Here is a 19117-nt window from a genome sequence, read left to right as displayed (position 1 = left end):
GCGCCGTGCGCCATGGCCCCGCCGGGCCCGCCGCTACCACCTGCCCGGCCCCGCACCACCCCCGCCCGCCGCACCGCGGGCGGCCTCGGCATGCCCCGCTCCGGGCGCGCCCGGGACGCGCCGGAACGCCTTCGGCACGGCGGCGCAAGACGGCCGTACGAGCCACCCGGGGCGGCGGCTCGCGACGACGGCCCACGGAACGCGACGGCCGACGGGGGCCCTTATCTCCCGCCGATCAACGGCCCGGAATCTCCCGCCGATCACCGGCCCGGAGAGCCACCCGTCACCGTGAAACGCCGAACGCCGGCCTCCGCACCTCGCTCGTGCGGTGGCCGGCGTTCGTCCGTTCCCCCGGTGGCCGGGCAGCCCCTGACCGGCTGCCCGGTCGCTCAGTGCGCGGCCAGCAGTTCCTCCTTGCGGTCCTCCTCGCCGGCCGGCTTGGCGCTGCGCAGGGCGGCGATGCCGATGAAGACCATGGAGGAGAGACCGGCGATCGCGAACGCGGTGAAGCCCCATTCGCCCTGGCCGGAGGCGAGCAGCTGGCCGCCGAGCCACGGGCCGAAGACGGCGCCGAAGCGGCCCATGCCCGAGGTCCAGCCGACGGCGGTGGCGCGGGTGCCGGGGTGGGAGCGGATGGAGACCGTCGCGTAGATCATCGTCTGGGCGCTGTTGAGGAAGAGGCCCGCGAAGAAGACGACGATCATGGTCACCGTCATCGGCATGTGGACGCTGAGCAGGAAGACGCCGGCGGCGGTCAGCGCGAACCACAGGGCCGAGATGCGCGGGGCGCCGAAGCGGTCGGCGGCACGGCCGGCGACCAGCATGCCCACGATGCCGCCGAGGTTGAAGACGACCACGAAGGACAGCGCGGAGCCGAGCTCGTAGCCCTCGGCGCGCATCAGGGTGGGCAGCCAGGTGGCGACGCCGTAGACGAGGAGCAGGCCGCCGAAGGAGGCCAGCCAGTACAGCAGGGTCTGGACCCACTCGCCGCCGCGGAAGAGGTTGGCCAGGTTGGTCCAGCGGTCGCCCGCGCCGGCCTTGCCGGACTTGGCGGCGGGCAGCTCGACGTCGTAGCGGGCGGCCAGCGCGCGGGCCTCCTCGTCACGGCCCTTGGCGACGAGGAAGCTCAGCGACTCGGGCAGGAACTTGGCGAGCACCGGGGCGAACAGCAGCGGCAGCACGCACACCCAGAACGCGGCACGCCAGCCGACCGGCTCCACGAGCCACTTCGCCACGTAGGCGGAGAGGATGCCGCCGACGTGGTGGGCGGTCATCAGCAGGCCGATGACGATCGCGCCGCGTCCTCGCGGGGCGTAGTCGGAGACCATGCTGATCGCGGTCGGCAGCAGACCGCCGAGACCGATGCCCGCCACCGTCCGGCCGAGGCCGAAGACGGCGACGCTGTCCGCTATCGCGCACACGGCGGAGGCCAGCGAGAAGACGATCACGCAGACGACCATCAGCTTCTTGCGGCCGATCCGGTCGGCGACGGTGCCCGCGGTCAGCGCGCCGAGGAGCATGCCGAAGGTGGCGTAGCTGCCGAGGTCGCCGGCCTGGTCCGGGGTGAGGCCGAAGGTCTTCGTCTCCAGCAGGTGCGGCAGCACCGAGCCGTAGATGAACATGTCCAGGCCGTCGAAGAGGACGGCCAGCCAGCACAGACCGACGACCAGAAGGGCCAGTCTGCTGCCGCGGGCGGACAGAGCGGGGGAGGAGGACATCGTCGTTTTCCTCTCGTCCAGGAGGCGTTCCCTGGAGGGGGACTCATGTGGCGGGGTTCCCCGCTCGATGCGAAGTCGAGAGTCGGGGGGGAGGGGCGACGCGGCTCGTGCGGCTTACCCCGTGTGCGCTAGACGCTAAGGATCCGTTCCCTGAGTGTCAACGCTTTTGTCAACAATCTTTCCAACGATATGGAACGGAAAGGGGGTGGACCCGCACCGCGGTGCGCGCCCACCCCCCGTGGTGCCGGTTCTAGGCGACCGGCGGGGTGCCGTGGGTGTGGAAGGACTCGATGGTCTTCAGGCCCCAGGCCTGGCCCTTCTTCCGCTCCTCCTCGGTCCACGTGATCAGCGGCCAGTCGGGCGCGAGCACGAGCCGGGTGAGCGGGTTGCACAGCTCGATCCGGTTGCCGCCGGGCTCGTAGACGTACAGGAAGAACGTCTGCTGGATGGCGTGCTTGTGCGGGCCCGTCTCGATGAACACACCGCTGTCGATGGCGAGGTCGGCCGCGCGCAGGATGTCCTCGCGGGTGTCGGTCGCGAAGGCGATGTGGTGCAGCCGGCCCTCGGAACCGGTCCAGTCGGAGGTGTAGACGACGTCGTACGACTTGTTCGTGAACGTCAGCCAGCGGGCCGCGATCTTGCCGCTGTCGAGCTGGATCTGCTCCGTCGGCCGGGCGCCGAGGACGTTCTGCTGGAACTCGGCGTTGGCGAGGACGTCGGCGGCGAGGAAGTTGATGTGGTCCAGGCGCCGTACGCCCACACCCCGGTTGGGCTTGGCCTGAGGCTGGTTCTTCAGCGCGGGCCTGAGCTCGTCGGGGGCCCGGTAGTGCTCGCTCTCCCAGTACAGGGCGTGCTCGTGGCCGTCCGGGTCGGTGGTGACGTAGAGCTTGCCGAGGCCGGGTTCGTCCTCGACCCAGTGGCCGGTGCCGCCGGACTCCTCGACGGCCTTCACCCGGCGCTGGAGCGCCTCCTCGCTGGAGGTGCGCAGGGCGAGCCGGCCGAGGCCGGGCTGCTCGCGGGCGGTGAGGACCAGGCTGTGGTGCTCGTAGTCGTCGAAGGTGCGCAGGTAGACCGTGTCGCCGTCCTGCCCGCAGACGGTGAGCCCGAGGTAGTCGGTGAAGAAGCCGACGCTGGCGTCCAGGTCCGGGGTGAAGAGCTGGGCGTGGCCGATGTGGGCGATGTCGCCGAGCGGCGGAGTCATCGTTGACCTCCTTGGGAGTGCGGGGGGAGCGGCGCCGTTCCGGCGGAGCGGGGGAACACGGTGCCGTCGAATATCTTGCGGGCCGTGCGGACCACGGCGGTGCGGCGGGCCGAGGGAAGGCCGTCGGCGGTGGCTCCGAGACTACTTTCGATGTCCAGGAATCCGGTGGGATGTTCTATGCGAATTCGGTCACTTCCGGGCGTGAGCCGGGCCAGGTCCGCGCCCACGCCGCCTTCGATCCGAAGGCCGGCTGCGACACTGGCCGCACCGAGCACCCCGATCGAGGTGTGACAGCGCACCGGAATGAACGTGCGGGTGCTGATCGCGCCGCCCGCGCGAGGCGCGGCGAGCAGTGTGAGCTTGGGCACGGTGGCGTCCGAGACGTCCCCGAGCCCCATCAGCCGGCCCGCCTTCAGCCGGATCGAGCGGAGCCGGTCGGCGAGCGCGAGGTCCTCCTCCAGGTCCCGGGGCGACTCGTAGCCGGTGACCTTCAGGGAGGTGGCCGCCATGAGCACGGTCGGCATGCCGTTGTCCACGCAGGTCACCTGGACGCCGTCGATCTCGTCCCGGACGTTGCCGGTCGGCAGCAGGGGGTTGGCGCTCGGCGGGAACTCGATGACCACGGGGGCCGCGGTGCCCGGCACGCCGGAGATCTCGGCGTCCCCGGTGTAGTCCACGCGCCCGCCGGGGGTCGGGAAGGTCGCCGTCGCGAGGTCACCGCTGTTGACCATGCGGATCCGGACGGACGTCTCCTCCTCCCCCGCCGTCACCAGTGCGCGCTCGACGGCGAACGGGCCGACGCCGGCGAGGATGTTGCCGCAGTTCTGACGGTCGCTCACCTCGGGCCGGTCCACGGCCACCTGGAGGAACAGGTAGTCGACGTCGGCGTCCGGGTCGGCCGAGGGCGAGACCACGGCGACCTTGCTGGTGAGCGGGTGGGCGCCGCCGAGACCGTCGATCTGGCGGTCGTCGGGGCTGCCCATGATCCGCAGCAGCAGACCGTCACGCTCGCCGGGATCCGCGGGCAGGTCGCCGGCGAGGAAGAAGGCGCCCTTGGAGGTACCGCCCCGCATCAGCAGGCAGGGCACCTCCTCGGGCGGGCGGCTCACGACCGCTCTCCCTCGTACTCCTCGTAGGTCTTGTACACGACACCGAGCCGCTCGAGGGTGCCGCGCAGCCCGTACCGGTCCAGGCCGAGCTCGCCGTCGATGAACGCGGCGCGGGCCTTGGCCTCCTTGACCTCGCGGGCCTCGGACGCCTCGACGGTGGCGCGGACGCGCTCGCGCGGGACGACCACGACGCCGTCGTCGTCGGCGAGGATCACGTCACCGGGACGGATCACCTGGCCGTCGATCGCGACCGGCACGTTCACCGAGCCGCCGGTGGCCTTCACGGTGCCCTGCGCGGAGACCGCCCGCGACCAGGCCGGGAAGTCCATCTCGCGCAGTTCCTGCGTGTCGCGGATGCCCGCGTTGATGATCAGTCCGCGCACGCCCCGCTGCTGGAGCGCGGTGGCGAACAGCTCGCCGAACATGCCGTCGGTGGACGGGGAGGTGGTGGTGACGACCAGGATGTCGCCCTCGCCGCACTGCTCGACGGCCGCGTGGATCATGAGGTTGTCGCCGGGCCAGCTGAGCACGGTGACGGCGGTGCCGGCGACCCGTACGCCCTGCTGGATCGGACGGACGTCCGGGCCCAGCAGGCCGGTGCGGCCCATCGCCTCGCTGACGGTGGCCACGCCGTAGCCGGCCAGCGCGTCGACGTCCTTCAGGTCCGCCTTCGGCGGGTTGGTGACGATCACGCCGCTCATACCGGCTCCTCAGCGATCTGCGAGTGGGGACGCGGGTGCGCCTCGGCCATGGTCTTGTGCGCCGGACCCGGGTGGCCGGCCTTGCGCTCGAGCTGGACGCCGCGGCGGACCTTCTCCCCCCGGGAGGCCGCCAGGGCGACGGCGCCGCCCGCATGCCACACGAAGTCCCCGGCGTGCGCGGTGACGACGAGCGTCGACCGTGGGGGGGCGAGCGCGTTGGCCTGGGTCATTGCTGAAATCTCCTTGGTGACAGGTGGGCGCCCGCCTCGGACGGCTCCAGGGCTGCTGCGCGCGCCGGCCTGCTCGGCCGGCCGCGGCTCCGCGATCACGGCTCCGCGATCACGGCTCCGCCGGCTGCGGTTTCGCCGGCTGAGGCTGTGTGACGGCGGCTTCGCGGCCGCGGCTGTGGGAGAGCAGCTGTGCCGGCTGTGGCTTCGCCGACCGCGGCTCTCAGTCGCGCAGCGCCTCGATCACGCTGGTGAGGTGGGCACGGACGGCCGCCTCGGCCGCCTGCGGGTCCCTGGCCCGGATCGCTTCGATCATGGTCAGGTGCTCGTTCAGGGATTGCTGCGGGCGTCCCGGCCTCAGTGCCAGCTGGAAGCGGTGCCGCACCAGTTGGGCGTTGAGCCGCTCCAGCAGTTCCTGCGCGGTCCGCTGGTCGGAGAACTCCCGGATGCGGACGTGCAGTTCGTGGTTGAGGTCGGAGTAGGTGACCGGTTCGCCGTCGGCGACCGCCTTGGTCATGGCGGTGCCGAGATCGGTGAGCTCGATCAGCTGGTCGTCGCTGGCCGCGACGGCCGCCTTCGCCGCGCACAGCCCTTCGAGGACCATGCGGCACTCGGTGATGGCGACCGCTTCGTCCACGGTCACCACCCGCACGCGCGAACCGCGGTTGCGGATCCGCTCGACGAGCCCCTGGGACTCCAGATCGATGAGTGCCGCGCGGATGCTGGCCCGCGTCACACCGAACTGCTCGGCGAGCTCGTTCTCCACCAGCCGCTGCGCCGGTGCCATCTCGCCGTGCAGGATCGCCTGCCGCAGCTGCGCGAGCGCATGCTGTTTGGCTTGCTCCCCGGTGCTCGGACGGGCTTCTTTCGGCATCGTGCCCTCCCTGAGTGAGTGCTTGTCGAACCTAAATCTAGCCAAACAAGATTGTCAACAATTTTGTCTGCCGTATTGCGTGCAGCGAGGAGGAGAAAGGAAGGCGTCGGGCGGGGCGCGACGATGTGTCGCGCGCGCCGGGGCGATACCGCACCCTCTGTCCCCACCGGCGGCGCGGACGTGCTCGCTGGGGTCGGCCCATGACGCACAGCCTCGCTCTCCGCATCGCCGACGCCGACCTCGAACCCGAGCCGCTCGACCCCGGGCAGATCGTCTCCGGGACGCCCGAGGTGACCGGCAGGGTGGTGTGGGAGTCGGAGGACGGCAGGCAGGTCCGCAGCGTCTGGCAGATCACGCCCGGGGTCGTCACCGACACCGAGGCGGACGAGGTGTTCGTCGTCGTCAGCGGCTCGGCGACCATCGAGGTCGAGGACGGGCCCACCCTGACGGTCGGCCCCGGGGACATGGCGGTGCTGCGTGCGGGCGACCGGACGACGTGGACCGTGCACGAGACGCTGCGCAAGGCGTACGCCATCACCCTCTGACCGGCGACCGACGCCGTCGGGGCCGTCCCCGGGGTGCGGGGGCCGTGGTTGACAGGGGTGGAGAGGGCCCACAGGGTGGCTCCGAGGGTGGGCCCGGAACGGCTGTGGACCGGTCCGGCCCCGGCTGAGAGGGGCCGTCATGGTGCAGGCGCTGGGGGTCGCGGTCGTCGGGTTCGGCTGGATGGGCCGGGTGCACACGCGGGCGTACGCGCGCGTGCTCCACCACTTCCCGCGGCTGACCGTGCGGCCGGAGCTGGTCACGGTCGCCGAGGAGGTGCCGGGGAGGGCCGAGGAGGCCGCCGCGCGGTACGGCTTCGTCTCCACGACGCGCGACTGGCGCGAGGTCGCCGCCGACCCGCGGGTGAAGGCGGTCAGCGTCACCGCGCCGAACTTCCTGCACCGCGAGATCGGCGTCGCGATGGCCCGGGCGGGCAAGCACCTGTGGATCGAGAAGCCGGTGGGCCTCACGGCCGACGACGCCCGCGCGGTCGCGGACGCGGTCGCCGAGGCGGGCGTGCAGGGCGCGGTCGGCTTCAACTACCGCGGCGCGCCCGCCGTGGAGTCGGCCCGCGAGCTGATCGCCGCCGGGGAGATCGGCACGGTCACGCATGTCCGCATCCGTCTGTTCAGCGACTACGCGGCCCATCCCGACGGTGCTCTGACCTGGCGCTACGAGCGGGAACGCGGCGGCAGCGGGGTGCTCGGCGACCTCGCCTCGCACGGCGCCGACCTGGCCCGCTTCCTGCTCGGCGACATCACCTCGCTCACCGCCGACACCGCGGTCTTCCTCCCCAGGCGCGCCCGGCCCGCCGCCGCGACCGCCGGCCACACTCTGGCCACCGGCGGCGACCTCGGGCCCGTCGAGAACGAGGACTACGTCAACTGCCTGCTCCGCTTCGCCTCCGGCGCCCGTGGCGTCCTGGAGGCGTGCCGGGTGTCGGTCGGCGAGCAGAACAACTACGGCTTCGAGGTGCACGGCACCCGGGGCGCCGTCTTCTGGGACTTCCGCCGGATGAACGAGCTGGCCGTCAGCCGCGGCACGACGTACCAGGACCAGCCGGTCAGCACCGTGTACGTCGGCCCGGGCGCCGGCGAGTTCGGCGCGTTCCAGCCCGGCGCCGCCAACGCCATGGGCTACGACGACCTGAAGGTGATCGAGGCGTACCAGTTCCTGCGCTCGGTCGCCGAGGGCACGCCGTACGGCGCGACGCTCACGGACGCGGTGCGCAGCGCGGCCGTCCTGGACGCGATGGCCCGCTCGGCGGAGAACGGGACGTGGGTGGGCGTGGACGCGCCGGCGTGACGGCCGGCCGCCTCCACAGCGGCCTCACGGCGACCGCCGGCGTCGTCGGCGGCCTGCGGGCCGTGGCGCGCCCCGCGAGCCCCGGCACCGCCCCTCAGCCGGTCACCGCCTGCGGCGGCATGTTGTACGGCGTCACCACCTGGATCGCCGACGGCAGGATCCGCCCGGCGGGTGGCAGGGCACCGTGGGCGCGCATCACGGCGTGGCAGGCCTCGCGCACGTCCTGGCGCAGGTCGTGGTGGAGGACGGCGGACAGGCGGTGCTCGCGCAGCAGACGGGTGTTGTCGTGGTCGAGGTCGTGCGCGACGAACACCGCGCACTCACGGCCGAGGTCGGCGAAGGCGCGCAGGGTGGCGATGTTGCCGCCGCCGATGGAGTAGACGGCGCGGATGCCGGGGTCGCGGGCGAGGGCGGCGCGGACGAGGTCGTACTGGGTGGCGTCCAGGCCCTGGCCCTCGGCGATCTCGACGAGCATCCGCTCGGGGTGGCGGGCGCGCATGGCGCCGCGGAACCCCATCTCGCGCTCCTCCTCGTTGCGGAAGAAGCCGCTGCTGAGGCTGGTCAGCACATTGCCGGGCCGGTCGCCCAGCCACTGGCCCACGAGGTAGGCGGCGGTGGCGCCGGCGGCCCGGTCGTCGATGCCGACGTAGGCGAGGCGGGCGCTGGCGGGCAGGTCGGTGACGAGGGTGACGACCGGGATGCCGGCGGCGACGAGCCGCCCGACCGCCGCCGTGACCTCGGGGACGTCCGGAGCCTTCAGGAGCACCCCCTGCGAGCCGCGCCGGGCGATCCGGTCCAGCCTCGCGACCAGCTCCGCCGCGGGACCGGTCTCCCGGAAGTGGAAGCGGGAGCGCAGGACGGCCGGGTGCAGGGACGGCAGCTCCGCCTCCAGGGCGGCGCGTACGGCGGTGGTGAACCGTTCGGGCGCCTGCACGACGACGTCGACCATGAAGGTGCGGCCGACGAGCCGGACCTGGGTGCGCTGCCGGTCGAGGTCGGCGATGGCCCGGTGGACCTCCTGCGCGGTGGACGCGCGCACCCCTCCGCGGCCGTTGAGGACCCGGTCCACCGTGGCCTCGCTCAGGCCCGCCTGACGTGCGATCTCACGGATCGGGAAGGGATGGCCCACAGCAGGCTCCTGGGACGGGTGTCAGGGCGCGCCTGAGGGGTTTTTGATGGCTCGCCGCCGGTTGTTCGAGGGGTTTGTACTGACAAGAATGACAGAGCCGCCCGGCTCCCCGGACCGCGCCCGGCCCGTACCGCCCGGCTCCCGTAGCGAAGGGACGACGATGTCCTCCACCTCCGCACCGCCCTCCGTATGGCTGAGCGCGCGGGAGTGCGACCTCGATGCCCTCCGTATGGCTGAGCGAGCGGGGTGCGACCTCGACGCCTTCCCTGCGCTCGTCGAGCGCGCCACGGACCTCGCCGTCCACCCGCACGCGGCGGCGGTGGAGGGCAACGCCCTGGTCCCGCCGTGCGGGCGGTGGCGCGGGTGCCGACGGGCAGGCTCGGGCAGCCGGACGAGATCGCCGGCTTCGTGGTGTTCCCGCTGTCCGAGCGGTCCGGCGTGGTCGCCGGTTCGGTGATCGACTGGGACCAGAGCGTGCTCGGCGGCCTGGACCGGTTCCTTTCCCCCTGGTGACGCTGGACCTTCTCTCAAGGAGCTGCAACCCATGCGTATCGGAATCCTCGGCCTCGGCCGCATCGGCGCCTTCCACGCCGAGACCCTCTCCGGCCTCGACGCCGTCGAGTCGCTCGTCGTCGCCGACCCGTTCGCGGAGGCCGCCAAGGCCGCCGCGGAGCGGTTCGGCGCCGAGGTCGCGGACTCGCCGGAGGCGGTGCTGGCCGCGGGCGTGGACGGTGTGGTGATCGCCGCGGCGACGGACGCCCATCCGGGTCTCGTCCGTACGGCCGTCGCGGCCGGCGTCCCCGTCTTCTGCGAGAAGCCCGTCGCCAGGACCATGCGTGAGGGCGTCGAGGTGTTCGAGGCCGTCGAGGGCACGGGCGTGCCCGTCCAGATCGGGTACAACCGTCGCTTCGACGCGGGCTTCGCCGCCGCCCGGGCCGCCGTGCGGGCGGGTGAGCTGGGCGCGCTGCACACCGTGCGCTCGACCACCCTGGACCCGGCGCCGCCGCCCGCCGCGTACGTCGCGGCCTCCGGGGGCATCCTCCGGGACTGCTCGGTCCACGACTTCGACATCATCCGCTGGGTGACGGGCCGTGAGGTGGCCGAGGTGTACGCGGCCGGCGGGAACCGGGGCGCCGACTACATCGAGGCGGCGGGCGACGCCGACACCACGGGAGCGATCCTCACCCTCGACGACGGCACGCTCGCGGTGGTCTCCAACTCCCGTCACAACGGGCGGGGTTACGACGTCCGCTTGGAACTGCACGGCTTCCGGGACTCCATCGCGGTCGGTCTGGAGGACAAGCTGCCGCTGCGGTCGGTGGAGCCCGGCGCCGCCTTCCCGTCCGGCACGCCCCACGACTTCTTCATGGACCGCTTCGCGGCCGCCTACCGCGCCGAACTCACCGCGTTCACCGAGGTGGTGGCCGGCACCCGGCCCTCCCCCTGCACGATCGGGGACGCCCTGGAGGCCGGCTGGATCGCGGAGGCGTGCACGCTGTCGCTGCGCGAGCACCGGCCGGTGACCCTCGCGGAGGTGCGCGCCGGGTGACGACGGCGGCCACGGGTGCGCCCAGGGCCACAGGCGGGCCGGCAGCCGTCATCTCGCCGCGGGCTGGGTGGGCAGATCGAAGACGTGGTCCGGGGAGATGATCGTCGTGATCGCGTCGCCGAACAGGGTGCTGGGCTCCTCGCCGTCGTGGGTGATGTCGGTGTTCAGCACCACGACGAGGGTCGTGTCGGCCGACGGCAGGTAGACGGTCAGGGACTCGTAGCCCGGCAGTGAGCCGTTGTGGCCGATCCACCCCTGCACGTCGAAGATGCCGAGCCCGTATCCGGCGCCGGGGATGGTGGTCGGCGGGGTGACCAGCCGCTCCTTCTGCGTGGCGGGGCTGATCATCGGTTTCCCGTCGGGCAGTCGGCCCGTGGCGACCGTGCGCGCCCACACCCGCAGATCCTCCAGGGTGGAGATCATGGCCCCGGCGGCCCAGCCCCAGGACGGGTTCCAGTCGGTCGCGTTCTCGACCTTGCCGGTCGCGGTCTGGTCGGTGTAGCCCTGGGCGTGCGGCTCGGGGAACTCGTTGCCCTTGGGGAAGAGCGTGTCGTCCAGGCCGGCCGGTGTGAGGACGTGCTCCTGGACGTAGTCCGCGAGCGACTGGCCGCTGACCTTCTCGACGACCAGGCCGAGCAGGATCAGGTTGGTGTTGCAGTAGGAGAACTCCTTGCCCGGTGCGAACAGCACGGGGTGCTTGAAGGAGTAGCCGAGCAGTTGCGCCGGGGTGAACGAGCGCTGCGGGTCCGACGTCAGCGCCTTGAAGAAGCCTTCGTCCTCCGAGTAGTTGAACAGCCCGCTGCGCATGCCGGCCAGTTGACGCAGGGTGATCTCGTCGCCGCCCGGCACACCGTCGACGTACGTGCCGATGGTGTCGTCGAGGCCGATCTCGCCCTCGTCGACCAGTTCGAGGACCGCGGTGACGGTGAACGTCTTGGTCTCGCTGCCGATCCGCATGTGCAGGTCCGGCCGCATCCGCTCGCCGGTGCTCCTGTCGGCGACGCCGAAGGACTTCACGTACCGGCCCTTGTCGGGCGTCCAGATGCCGACGCTCACGCCGGGCACGGCCGCCTCCTTCATGACGCGCTGGACGGCCTGGTCGATCTGCCGCCGCACGGCGGGGGTCAGTTCGCGGACGTCGTCCCCCGACGGAGACGGCGAGGGCGCCTGGGCGACGGCCGGGGGCGACGGCGCCGCGGTGGCACCCGCGGCCGGTGCCACCAGCGCACCCACCGCCGTGGCGACGACGGCTCCTCTGCGCAGTCGATGACGCGGCTGGCTCATGGGCCCACTCCTCCACGAGGAGACGTTCGCCGCAGGCCACAGCCGCACCAGGGGCACGGGCCGCATGCGGCCCATCAGCACCAGCATAGGAGCGGCCCCGCACCGCTGCCTGTCGGCACCTTCGCCGACGCGTACGCCCCGGGGGCACGCGGGCGGTGCCGCGAAGAGCCCCGCCGCCGGCGCCGGCTCCGGCCCCGGAACCCCGTCCGTGTCACCGCGGCCGGCGTGCGCCCCGCACCCCCTTCATCTCCCGCCGCCCGCCGACGGGTTCATCCCGCCTGCCCGGCCGTCCGCCCGGCTCGTCGGCTGCCGCGCTCGCGTACGTGCACATGGCCGTCGAGCGGGAACTCCGGCGGTGCGGCGAGCAGCAGGCCGTCGAACCCGTAGCCGCTCTTCTGCGCCACCCGGCAGGACGCGGTGTTGTCGGCCTGGTGCAGCAGGGTGAGGCGGGTGAGCCCGGCGAAGGCGGTGAACGCCCAGTCCGTCAGGGCGCCCAGTGCCCGGGGGGCCACGCCCCGGCCGCGGGCGTGGGCGGCGGTCCAGTAACCGACCTCCGGGGCGGCTCCGTGAGGGCTCGTGAGGACGACGTTCCCGGCCAGCCGGCCCTCGTCGTCGCCGGGACGGACCTCCAGGACGGCGAAGGCGAGGCGCCGCCCCGTCCGCCAGCCCTGCCGCTGCTCCCCCACCCAGCGCGCCGCGTCCGCCTCGTCCGCCACGGTCACGCCGGACCAGCGGCGCATGGCCGGATCCGCGTACACCCCCGCCAGTGAGGCCGCGTCCCGCGGGCGCCACGGGCGCAGCAGCAGGGCGGAGGCCGACGCGGTGGCGCCGGCCTCCAGACGTACCGGATCGTCGTCCATGCGCCGAGCGTACGTGACGGGTGTCCGGGCTCTCCGACTCCGGGGCGGGGCGGGGGCGAGGGCGGCGTCGGGGCCGGGGCCAGGGGCGGGGCGGGGCGGGATCGGGGCCGGGGCGGGTCAGGACGTGGACGTCCCGTCACCGGGTTCCGCGACGGGCGCGGTGAGGTCCTCCGCCTCCGGAAGCTCCTCGACGTCCACGCCGCGCACCTGCGCCAGTTCGTGCTTGAGCGCGGCGAGTTCGGCGCCGCCGGCCATGTGGTGGGTGAGTTCCTCCAGGCTCACCTCGCTGCGGTCGGCGGAGAGTTCCAGGGTGCCCAGGCGCAGCACGCTGAAGTGGTCGCCGACCATGTAGGCGTGGTGGGGGTTGTGGGTGATGAAGATGACGCCGAGGCCGCGGTCGCGGGCGGCGGCGATGTACTTCAGGACCACGCCGGACTGCTTGACGCCGAGGGCGGCGGTCGGCTCGTCGAGGATCAGCACGCGGGCGCCGAAGTGGACGGCGCGGGCGATGGCGACGCACTGGCGCTGGCCGCCGGAGAGGGTGCCGATGGGCTGTTCCAGGTCGTCGAGGGCGATGCCCATGGTGCGCAGTTCCGCGTCCGCGATCCTCTTCATGCGGTCGATGTCGAGGCGGCGGACCGGCCAGGGCCCCTGGGTCAGTTCCGAGCCGAGGAAGAAGTTGCGCCAGACCGGCATGAGGGGGACGGTGGCGAGGTCCTGGTAGACGGTGGCGATACCGCGGGCGAGGGCGTCGCGGGGGGTGGTGAAGCGGACCGCTTCGCCGTCGACGAGGAACTCGCCCTCGGTGTGCTGGTGCAGCCCCGAGACGATCTTGATCAGGGTGGACTTGCCGGCGCCGTTGTCGCCGAGGACACAGGTGACCCGGCCGGGACGGACGACGAGGCTCACTCCGTGCAGGGCGCGGATGTTGCCGTAGGACTTGCCGGCGCCCCGCAGTTCGACCAGCGGGCGCTCTCCGTCCGGGGGCGGGGTGCCCGCGAGGACGGCGTCGTGCGGTCCTGTGTTGTCTGTCGTCATGGGGGTCACCTCCGGGTCGCCGTGCGCTGGACCCACAGATTGATGAGGACGGCGCCGAGGAGCATCACGCCGAGGAAGGCCTTGAACCAGTCGGGGTTCCAGCCGGCGTAGACGATGCCCTGCTGCACCATGCCGAACATGAACGCGCCGAAGACCGGCCCGACCGCCGAGCCGTAGCCGCCGGTCAGCAGACAGCCGCCGATCACGGCCGCGGCGATGTAGATCAGCTCCTGGCCGACGCCCTCGCCGGACTGCACGGTGTTGAAGGAGAACAGCTGGTGCATGCCGAGGAACCAGGCGCCGAAGCCGACCAGCGTGAACAGCGAGATCTTGGTGAAGGTGACCGGCACGCCGACGGCCCGGGCGCTCTCCTGGTCGCCGCCGACGGCGTAGATCCAGTTGCCGTACCGGGTGCGCAGCAGCACCCAGGTGGCGAGCGCGGCGAAGAGGAGCCACCACACGACGGTGATCTTCACCTGGACGCCGCCGACGTCGAACGACGAGGCGAAGACCGCCCTGGCCTGGTCGAAGCCGTCCATGTCGCTGATGTCGTCGGTGGCGACGTCGCCGGTGACCAGCCGGGTCACGGCGAGGTTGACGCCCTGGAGGATCAGGAAGGTGCCGAGGGTCACCAGGAAGCTCGGCAGGCCGGTTCTGACCAGCAGCCAGCCGTTGAACAGGCCCACGGAGAGCGAGAGGACCAGGGCGAGGACGACGCCCGTCCACACGTTCAGGGTCAGCTGGTAGCTGAGCATGGCCGCGGTGAGCGCCGAGCTGATCACGGCGACACCGGCCGACAGGTCGAACTCGCCGCCGATCATCAGCAGCGCCACCGGCAGTGCCATGATCCCGATGGTCGACGACTGGTAGAGGATGTTGGCCATCGAGCTGCCGTCGCGCACGGGCGGGGCGGTGGCGAGGAAGAACAGGTACACCGCGACCGCGCCGAGGAGGACGCCGACCTCGGGGCGGGCCAGCAGCCGGCGGGCCGGGGAGCGGCGCGCGGTCCGTCCGCCGGTCCCCTTCGGGCGGGGCGCCGGCGGTGTGCCCACCGCCGGCCCGGCGTGCGGGGCCCCGCTCATCACCGGGTGCCCTTCTCCGCGAAGCCGGCGACGGTCTCGACGTTGGACTTGTCGACGAAGGCCGGGCCGGTCAGCACCGGCTGCTCGCCGCCGCCCATGTAGTTGCCGTTGTTCTTGTAGAGCCACAGCGAGTCGACCGCCAGGTAGCCCTGGAGGTAGGGCTGCTGGTCGACGGCGAACTCGATGGTGCCCTCGCTGATGGCGCCGGTCAGTTCCTTGTTCAGGTCGAAGGTGGCGATCCTCGCCTTGCTGCCCGTCTCGGACACCGACTGCGCGGCCGTCATCGCGATCGGGGCGCCGAGGGTGACGACGTGGTCGATGGAGGCGTCCTGCTCGAGCTTGGCGGTGATCGTGGACTTCACGGACGGCATGTCGGTGCCGTTGACGAAGAGGTTCTCGACGGTGCCGGAGAACGTCTTCCTCACGCCGTCGCAGCGCTGGGTGAGGCCGACGTTGCCCTGCTCCTGGATGACGCAGACGGCGTTCTTCGCGCCGAGCGAGTTCAGCTTGCCGCCGAGGGCCTCGCCGGCCACCGTCTCGTCCTGGCCGAAGAACTCCAGCAGGCCGAGCCGCTGCCAGTCGCTCACCCCCGAGTTCAGTCCGACGACGGGGATCTTCGCGGCCGTCGCCCTGGCGATGACGGCCTTGAGGGCGTCGGGCTTGGCGAGGGTGACGGCGATGCCGTCGACCTTCTGGTCGACGGCGTTCTGGATCAGGTTGGCCTGGTTGCCGGCGTTGGGGTCGCGGGAGTAGACCAGCTTGACGTTGTCCTTCGCGGCGGCGGCCTCGGCGCCCTTGCGGACGATGTCCCAGAAGGTGTCGCCGGGCGCCTGGTGGGTGATCAGGGCGACCGTCATCCGCGGTGTGCCGGCCTTGCCCGCGGCGGCGCCGCCTCCCCCTTCCTCGGCCTTCTTGCCTCCGGAACCGCTGGAGCAGCCCGCGAGGGTCAGGGCCACCGCCGCGGCCATGGCCACGACCGGGGCGAGTCTGCGGGAGCGGGAGGGGGAGGAGTTGTCCATCTTTCCAGCACCTCACTGTGCGACGGGGACGACGGGGAACGAGGATCCGATCGCGGCCGGGAGCCTCACACCCGACGACGACGCGCCCGACGGTGACGCACCCGACGGTCACGATCTACCCCGTGCGCACCGCCGTCACCCTCCGCCCCGGGAGAGACGGCGTCCCCGGGGCGGGCGGCCGCGGGCTCAGCGGGGCGCCATGCGCAGTGCGCCGTCCATGCGGATCGTCTCGCCGTTGAGGTAGTCGTGGTCGACGATCGCCAGGGCGAGCCGGGCGTACTCCTCCGGCCGGGCCAGACGGGGCGGGAAGGGCACGCCGGCGGCGAGCGAGGTGCGGAACTCCTCCGACACCGTGGCCAGCATCGGCGTCTCCACGACGCCGGGGGCGATGGTGCACACCCGGATGCCGTACTGCGCCAGGTCGCGGGCTGCGGGCAGGGTCAGGCCGACGACACCGCCCTTGGAGGAGGAGTAGGCGGCCTGGCCGATCTGGCCGTCGTAGGCGGCGATGGAGGCGGTGTTGACGATCACGCCGCGCTGTCCGTCGCCGTCGGCCTCGGTGCCGGCGATGGCCTCCGAGGCGAGCGCGAGCACGTTGAAGGTGCCGATCAGGTTGATCTGGATCACCTTGGCGTACAGGGCGAGGTCGTGGACGCCCTTCCTGCCGAGGATCCGCATCGACGGGCCGATGCCGGCGCAGTTGACGACCGTGCGCAGCGGGACGCCCGCGCCCGCCGCGGTGGCGACGGCGGCGCGCACCTGCTCCGGGTCGGTGACGTCGGCGGCGACGTAGGTGACGCCGGCGACGTCCGGGGCCCGGTCGATGCCGTCCTTCAGGTCGAGGGCGAAGACCGTGGCGCCGCGCTCCGCGAGCGCCCTCGCGGTGGCCGCGCCGAGGCCGGACGCACCGCCGGTGACGAGGGCGGCGGTGTTCTCGAGCTGCATCATCACTCCTTGCCGAGGACGGTGAGCACACCGCCCTCGCTCCGGTCCAGCGCACGGGAGATGATCATGCGCTGGATCTGGTTGGTTCCCTCGAAGATCTGCATGACCTTCGCCTCGCGCATGTAGCGCTCGACGGGGAAGTCGCGGGTGTATCCGTACCCGCCGAGGACCTGCACCGCGTCCGTGGTCACCTTCATGGCGTTGTCGGTGGCCACGAGCTTGGCGATGGACGCCTCCCGGGTGAAGGGCAGGCCGAGGTCCTTCAGCCGGGCGGCGGCCAGGGCGGTGGCGCGCGCCGACTCGATCGCGGCGCCCATGTCGGCGAGGACGAACGCCAGCCCCTGGTGCTCGATGATCGGCTTGCCGAACGTCTCCCGCTCCCGCGCGTAGCGCACGGCGTGGTCGAGGGCGCCCTGGGCGAGGCCGGTGGCGACGGCGGCGATGCCGAGGCGGCCGCAGTCCAGGGAGGCCAGCGCGATCCTCAGTCCCTCCCCCTCCTCCCCGATGCGGCGGGCGACCGGCACCCGCACGCCGTCGAGCCGCATGGTGGCGGTCGCCGACCCGGTCAGGCCCATCTTGCGCTCCGGCGGGTCGGCGCTCAGCCCCGGGGTGTCCGCCGGGACCAGGAAGCAGGAGACGCCGTGGGCGCGGTCCTCGGAGGTGCGGGCCATGACCGTGTAGAAGTCGGCGTACCCCCCGTGCGTGGTCCACGCCTTGGCTCCGTCGAGGACGTACGTGTCGCCGTCGCGGACCGCGCGCGTGAGCATGGCCGCCGGGTCGGAGCCGGCGTGCGGCTCGGACAGGCAGTAGGCGCCGAGGAGCTCCCCGCCCAGCATGTCCGGCAGCCAGGCGCGCCGCTGCTCCTCGGTGCCGAACCGGGCCAGCGGGAAGCAGGACAGCGCGTGCACGGAGAGGCCCACGGCGACGCTCGACCAGACCGCGGCGATCTCCTCCAGCACCTGGAGGTACACCTCGTACGGCTGGCCCGCCCCGCCGTCCTCCTCGGCGAACGGCAGCCCGAGCAGCCCGCTGCGGCCGAGCGTGCGGAAGACGTCGCGGGGGAACGTTCCGTCCGCCTCCGCGTCGGCGACCCGGGGTGCGAGTTCCTTGGCGGCGAGGGTGCGGGTGAGCTGGATGAGCTCGACGGCTTCCTCGGTCGGCAGGGCGCGAGTGGCAGGCATGGTGACCTCCACGGAGTAGTACTCCGAGTGATACTGGAGTGCAGTGATACTGGAGTGCGTACGAACGTATCAATCACAGTACTGCACGGCCGCCGGGGAAGACACCCGTTCGCGAGGGGAGGTTGCCGCCGGGGGCGGCGACGGGAAGCGGCCGGCGGAACGGCCGCGGCGGGGACGCGGGAGACGGAACGGCCGCGCCGGGAAGCGGGAGACGGAACGGCCGCGGCGGGAAGCGGGCGTCAAGGGGCGACGGCGTGCACGATCAGCGACGCGAGCTGCTCGTAGGCCTCCGCGTCGGTCAGCCCGGTGCGTGCCTTGAGCTCGCCCTGCTGGATCTGCCGCATGGTCGCGGCGGCGACCTCGCCCACGAAGGCGGCGTGCACGTCGCGGAACGCGCCGTCGGAGACGCCCTCCGCGATCAGCCGGCGGACCCGCTCCGCGGCCATCCGCGTGTTCGCCTCGTAGACCTCCCGGGCGGGCGGGAAGTCGGCCACGTCGTCGAGGAAGCGGCGGGAGAGCGGACGCAGTTGCTCGGCGACGGCCGTCAGGTACGCGCGGACCCGGTCCGCCGGATCCGCGGTCTGCGCCACCCGCTTCTCGACGGCCTCGGTCGCCCCCCGGAAGTAGTGCTTTACCGCCTCCACGACCAGCCCCTGCTTGCTGGGGGCCAGCTGGTACAGCGTCGTCTTCGAACAGCGCAGCCGCACGGCGAGGTCGTCGAGGGTCAGGTCCGAGAACCCCTCCGCCGTCAGCAGCGCGACGAGTCGTTCCAGCAGGTCGGCCTGTCGGGCGGTACGGCGGGTGGACGGCATGATCCCAGCGTAACCGCGCCACGCCCGGCCGCTGCCGCCCGGCTGCCCGAGCCCTGGGCCCGCCCGCGTTGGTCCTCTCCCCACCCCGTCTGGCACTCTGTCACCTCAGGACCACGGCGCTCTCCGTCCGCGCCGACGAGGGGGACACGATGCCCGAGGAGCTGGAACTGACGGCCGCGGTACGGCTCGTGCGCGACGCGTTGCTGAGCGCCGCCGCCGACACGCACGACGACCTGCGCTTCGAGGTGGGCCCGGTCGGCATGGAGTTCACGGTCGAACTGCGGCGGGACGTCGCCGCGAAGACCGGCTTCCGGGCCTGGGTCCTCTCCGGCGACGCGGAGGCGAGGGCCGGCCGGACCCGCACCCACAAGGTCTCGCTGACCCTCACGCCGAAGCGGGCCGACGGCCGGGCGGTGGAGATCTCCCGGAGCCTGGCGGACGGGGACCCGGCGGACGGGGGCGTGCCGGGCGGCGGCGCCGGGGCCGACGACGGCTCCGCCCTCTTCCTGGCGCCCGACGCCTCCTGACCGCCCGTCCCGC

19 protein-coding genes and 1 pseudogene are annotated in these 19117 nt (G+C 72.7%); 5 read left to right on the top strand and 15 right to left on the bottom strand.

Annotated elements, in window-relative coordinates:
• Window positions 1-389 precede the first annotated feature (389 nt).
• The 6 genes and pseudogenes from ACFV9M_RS21115 to ACFV9M_RS21090 all read right to left on the bottom strand — a co-directional run bounded on the left by ACFV9M_RS21115 (window position 390) and on the right by ACFV9M_RS21090 (window position 5830).
• On the bottom strand, window positions 390-1718 hold the full coding sequence (locus tag ACFV9M_RS21115; RefSeq protein WP_385075913.1) for an MFS transporter: 1329 nt from the start codon (window positions 1716-1718) through the stop codon (window positions 390-392).
• 250 nt (window positions 1719-1968) lie between these two features.
• Window positions 1969-2919 (bottom strand): catechol 2,3-dioxygenase, encoded by a 951-nt coding sequence (locus ACFV9M_RS21110; RefSeq protein ID WP_385075911.1) that lies wholly within the window; start codon window positions 2917-2919, stop codon window positions 1969-1971.
• Window positions 2916-4028, bottom strand: a complete 1113-nt coding sequence (locus ACFV9M_RS21105; RefSeq protein ID WP_385075908.1) for a 4-oxalomesaconate tautomerase — start codon at window positions 4026-4028, stop codon at window positions 2916-2918. Before ACFV9M_RS21105 ends, ACFV9M_RS21110 begins: the two co-directional genes overlap by 4 nt.
• Window positions 4025-4729, bottom strand: a complete 705-nt coding sequence (locus tag ACFV9M_RS21100) for a 4-carboxy-4-hydroxy-2-oxoadipate aldolase/oxaloacetate decarboxylase (protein WP_385075906.1) — start codon at window positions 4727-4729, stop codon at window positions 4025-4027. Before ACFV9M_RS21100 ends, ACFV9M_RS21105 begins: the two co-directional genes overlap by 4 nt.
• A gap of 107 nt (window positions 4730-4836) precedes the next feature.
• A pseudogene (locus ACFV9M_RS21095) lies at window positions 4837-4959 on the bottom strand (PIG-L family deacetylase); the annotation flags it as partial.
• A 220-nt stretch (window positions 4960-5179) separates the two neighbouring features.
• Entirely contained in the window at window positions 5180-5830 is a 651-nt protein-coding gene (locus tag ACFV9M_RS21090; RefSeq protein ID WP_385075903.1) for a GntR family transcriptional regulator, read from the bottom strand.
• A 200-nt stretch (window positions 5831-6030) separates the two neighbouring features.
• On the opposite strand from ACFV9M_RS21090, the gene ACFV9M_RS21085 reads away from it, so the two are divergent.
• On the top strand, window positions 6031-6375 hold the full coding sequence (locus ACFV9M_RS21085) for a cupin domain-containing protein (protein WP_385075901.1): 345 nt from the start codon (window positions 6031-6033) through the stop codon (window positions 6373-6375).
• Window positions 6376-6514: 139 nt separating this feature from the next.
• Window positions 6515-7678: a Gfo/Idh/MocA family protein gene (locus ACFV9M_RS21080; protein WP_385075898.1), complete on the top strand. Its 1164-nt coding sequence runs from the start codon at window positions 6515-6517 to the stop codon at window positions 7676-7678.
• Between the two features lie 94 nt (window positions 7679-7772).
• On the opposite strand, the gene ACFV9M_RS21075 is transcribed toward ACFV9M_RS21080, so the two are convergent.
• On the bottom strand, window positions 7773-8807 hold the full coding sequence (locus tag ACFV9M_RS21075) for a LacI family DNA-binding transcriptional regulator (RefSeq protein ID WP_385075896.1): 1035 nt from the start codon (window positions 8805-8807) through the stop codon (window positions 7773-7775).
• A 363-nt stretch (window positions 8808-9170) separates the two neighbouring features.
• Here ACFV9M_RS21075 and ACFV9M_RS21070 point away from each other — a divergent pair, with 363 nt between their 5' ends.
• Window positions 9171-9320 (top strand): hypothetical protein, encoded by a 150-nt coding sequence (locus ACFV9M_RS21070; RefSeq protein WP_385075948.1) that lies wholly within the window; start codon window positions 9171-9173, stop codon window positions 9318-9320.
• A 31-nt stretch (window positions 9321-9351) separates the two neighbouring features.
• Entirely contained in the window at window positions 9352-10356 is a 1005-nt protein-coding gene (locus ACFV9M_RS21065; protein WP_385075894.1) for a Gfo/Idh/MocA family oxidoreductase, read from the top strand.
• 48 nt (window positions 10357-10404) lie between these two features.
• Here the strand turns inward: ACFV9M_RS21065 and ACFV9M_RS21060 are convergent, their stop codons facing one another.
• The 8 genes from ACFV9M_RS21060 to ACFV9M_RS21025 form a co-directional block, all read right to left on the bottom strand.
• The gene (locus ACFV9M_RS21060) at window positions 10405-11640 is read right to left on the bottom strand and encodes a serine hydrolase domain-containing protein (protein WP_385075891.1); all 1236 of its coding nucleotides are present in this window, start codon (window positions 11638-11640) and stop codon (window positions 10405-10407) included.
• Between the two features lie 269 nt (window positions 11641-11909).
• Window positions 11910-12500, bottom strand: coding sequence for a GNAT family N-acetyltransferase (locus tag ACFV9M_RS21055; protein WP_385075889.1), 591 nt, complete (start codon window positions 12498-12500; stop codon window positions 11910-11912).
• Between the two features lie 117 nt (window positions 12501-12617).
• Window positions 12618-13538: an ATP-binding cassette domain-containing protein gene (locus ACFV9M_RS21050; RefSeq protein WP_385075886.1), complete on the bottom strand. Its 921-nt coding sequence runs from the start codon at window positions 13536-13538 to the stop codon at window positions 12618-12620.
• A 5-nt stretch (window positions 13539-13543) separates the two neighbouring features.
• On the bottom strand, window positions 13544-14620 hold the full coding sequence (locus tag ACFV9M_RS21045; protein WP_385075884.1) for an ABC transporter permease: 1077 nt from the start codon (window positions 14618-14620) through the stop codon (window positions 13544-13546).
• Window positions 14620-15639 (bottom strand): sugar ABC transporter substrate-binding protein, encoded by a 1020-nt coding sequence (locus ACFV9M_RS21040; protein ID WP_385075881.1) that lies wholly within the window; start codon window positions 15637-15639, stop codon window positions 14620-14622. The genes ACFV9M_RS21045 and ACFV9M_RS21040 overlap by 1 nt, the downstream gene beginning before the upstream one ends.
• A 186-nt stretch (window positions 15640-15825) precedes the next feature.
• On the bottom strand, window positions 15826-16584 hold the full coding sequence (locus ACFV9M_RS21035) for an SDR family NAD(P)-dependent oxidoreductase (protein WP_385075940.1): 759 nt from the start codon (window positions 16582-16584) through the stop codon (window positions 15826-15828).
• 2 nt (window positions 16585-16586) lie between these two features.
• Window positions 16587-17765: an acyl-CoA dehydrogenase family protein gene (locus tag ACFV9M_RS21030; protein WP_385075879.1), complete on the bottom strand. Its 1179-nt coding sequence runs from the start codon at window positions 17763-17765 to the stop codon at window positions 16587-16589.
• A 239-nt stretch (window positions 17766-18004) separates the two neighbouring features.
• On the bottom strand, window positions 18005-18577 hold the full coding sequence (locus ACFV9M_RS21025) for a TetR/AcrR family transcriptional regulator (RefSeq protein WP_385075875.1): 573 nt from the start codon (window positions 18575-18577) through the stop codon (window positions 18005-18007).
• A gap of 149 nt (window positions 18578-18726) precedes the next feature.
• Here ACFV9M_RS21025 and ACFV9M_RS21020 point away from each other — a divergent pair, with 149 nt between their 5' ends.
• A complete protein-coding gene (locus ACFV9M_RS21020) occupies window positions 18727-19104 on the top strand; it encodes a trypco2 family protein (RefSeq protein ID WP_385075873.1) in 378 nt (125 codons plus the stop codon).
• The last annotated feature ends 13 nt before the right edge of the window (window positions 19105-19117 follow it).

The organism is Streptomyces sp. NPDC059895 (assembly GCF_042731035.1).
GTDB lineage: Bacteria > Actinomycetota > Actinomycetes > Streptomycetales > Streptomycetaceae > Streptomyces.
This window is presented reverse-complemented; position numbering and strand designations above follow the sequence as displayed.

Excerpts from the sequence above, each read along its gene's own strand:
- ACFV9M_RS21085 (WP_385075901.1), top strand. The coding sequence starts at position 6,031 with ATGACGCACAGCCTCGCTCTCCGCATCGCCGACGCCGACCTCGAACCC.
- ACFV9M_RS21115 (WP_385075913.1), bottom strand. The coding sequence starts at position 1,718 with ATGTCCTCCTCCCCCGCTCTGTCCGCCCGCGGCAGCAGACTGGCCCTT.
- ACFV9M_RS21090 (WP_385075903.1), bottom strand. The coding sequence starts at position 5,830 with ATGCCGAAAGAAGCCCGTCCGAGCACCGGGGAGCAAGCCAAACAGCAT.
- ACFV9M_RS21035 (WP_385075940.1), bottom strand. The coding sequence starts at position 16,584 with ATGCAGCTCGAGAACACCGCCGCCCTCGTCACCGGCGGTGCGTCCGGC.
- ACFV9M_RS21045 (WP_385075884.1), bottom strand. The coding sequence starts at position 14,620 with ATGAGCGGGGCCCCGCACGCCGGGCCGGCGGTGGGCACACCGCCGGCG.
- ACFV9M_RS21055 (WP_385075889.1), bottom strand. The coding sequence starts at position 12,500 with ATGGACGACGATCCGGTACGTCTGGAGGCCGGCGCCACCGCGTCGGCC.
- ACFV9M_RS21025 (WP_385075875.1), bottom strand. The coding sequence starts at position 18,577 with ATGCCGTCCACCCGCCGTACCGCCCGACAGGCCGACCTGCTGGAACGA.
- ACFV9M_RS21100 (WP_385075906.1), bottom strand. The coding sequence starts at position 4,729 with ATGAGCGGCGTGATCGTCACCAACCCGCCGAAGGCGGACCTGAAGGAC.
- ACFV9M_RS21030 (WP_385075879.1), bottom strand. The coding sequence starts at position 17,765 with ATGCCTGCCACTCGCGCCCTGCCGACCGAGGAAGCCGTCGAGCTCATC.
- ACFV9M_RS21050 (WP_385075886.1), bottom strand. The coding sequence starts at position 13,538 with ATGACGACAGACAACACAGGACCGCACGACGCCGTCCTCGCGGGCACC.
- ACFV9M_RS21110 (WP_385075911.1), bottom strand. The coding sequence starts at position 2,919 with ATGACTCCGCCGCTCGGCGACATCGCCCACATCGGCCACGCCCAGCTC.
- ACFV9M_RS21065 (WP_385075894.1), top strand. The coding sequence starts at position 9,352 with ATGCGTATCGGAATCCTCGGCCTCGGCCGCATCGGCGCCTTCCACGCC.
- ACFV9M_RS21080 (WP_385075898.1), top strand. The coding sequence starts at position 6,515 with ATGGTGCAGGCGCTGGGGGTCGCGGTCGTCGGGTTCGGCTGGATGGGC.
- ACFV9M_RS21040 (WP_385075881.1), bottom strand. The coding sequence starts at position 15,639 with ATGGACAACTCCTCCCCCTCCCGCTCCCGCAGACTCGCCCCGGTCGTG.
- ACFV9M_RS21060 (WP_385075891.1), bottom strand. The coding sequence starts at position 11,640 with ATGAGCCAGCCGCGTCATCGACTGCGCAGAGGAGCCGTCGTCGCCACG.
- ACFV9M_RS21020 (WP_385075873.1), top strand. The coding sequence starts at position 18,727 with ATGCCCGAGGAGCTGGAACTGACGGCCGCGGTACGGCTCGTGCGCGAC.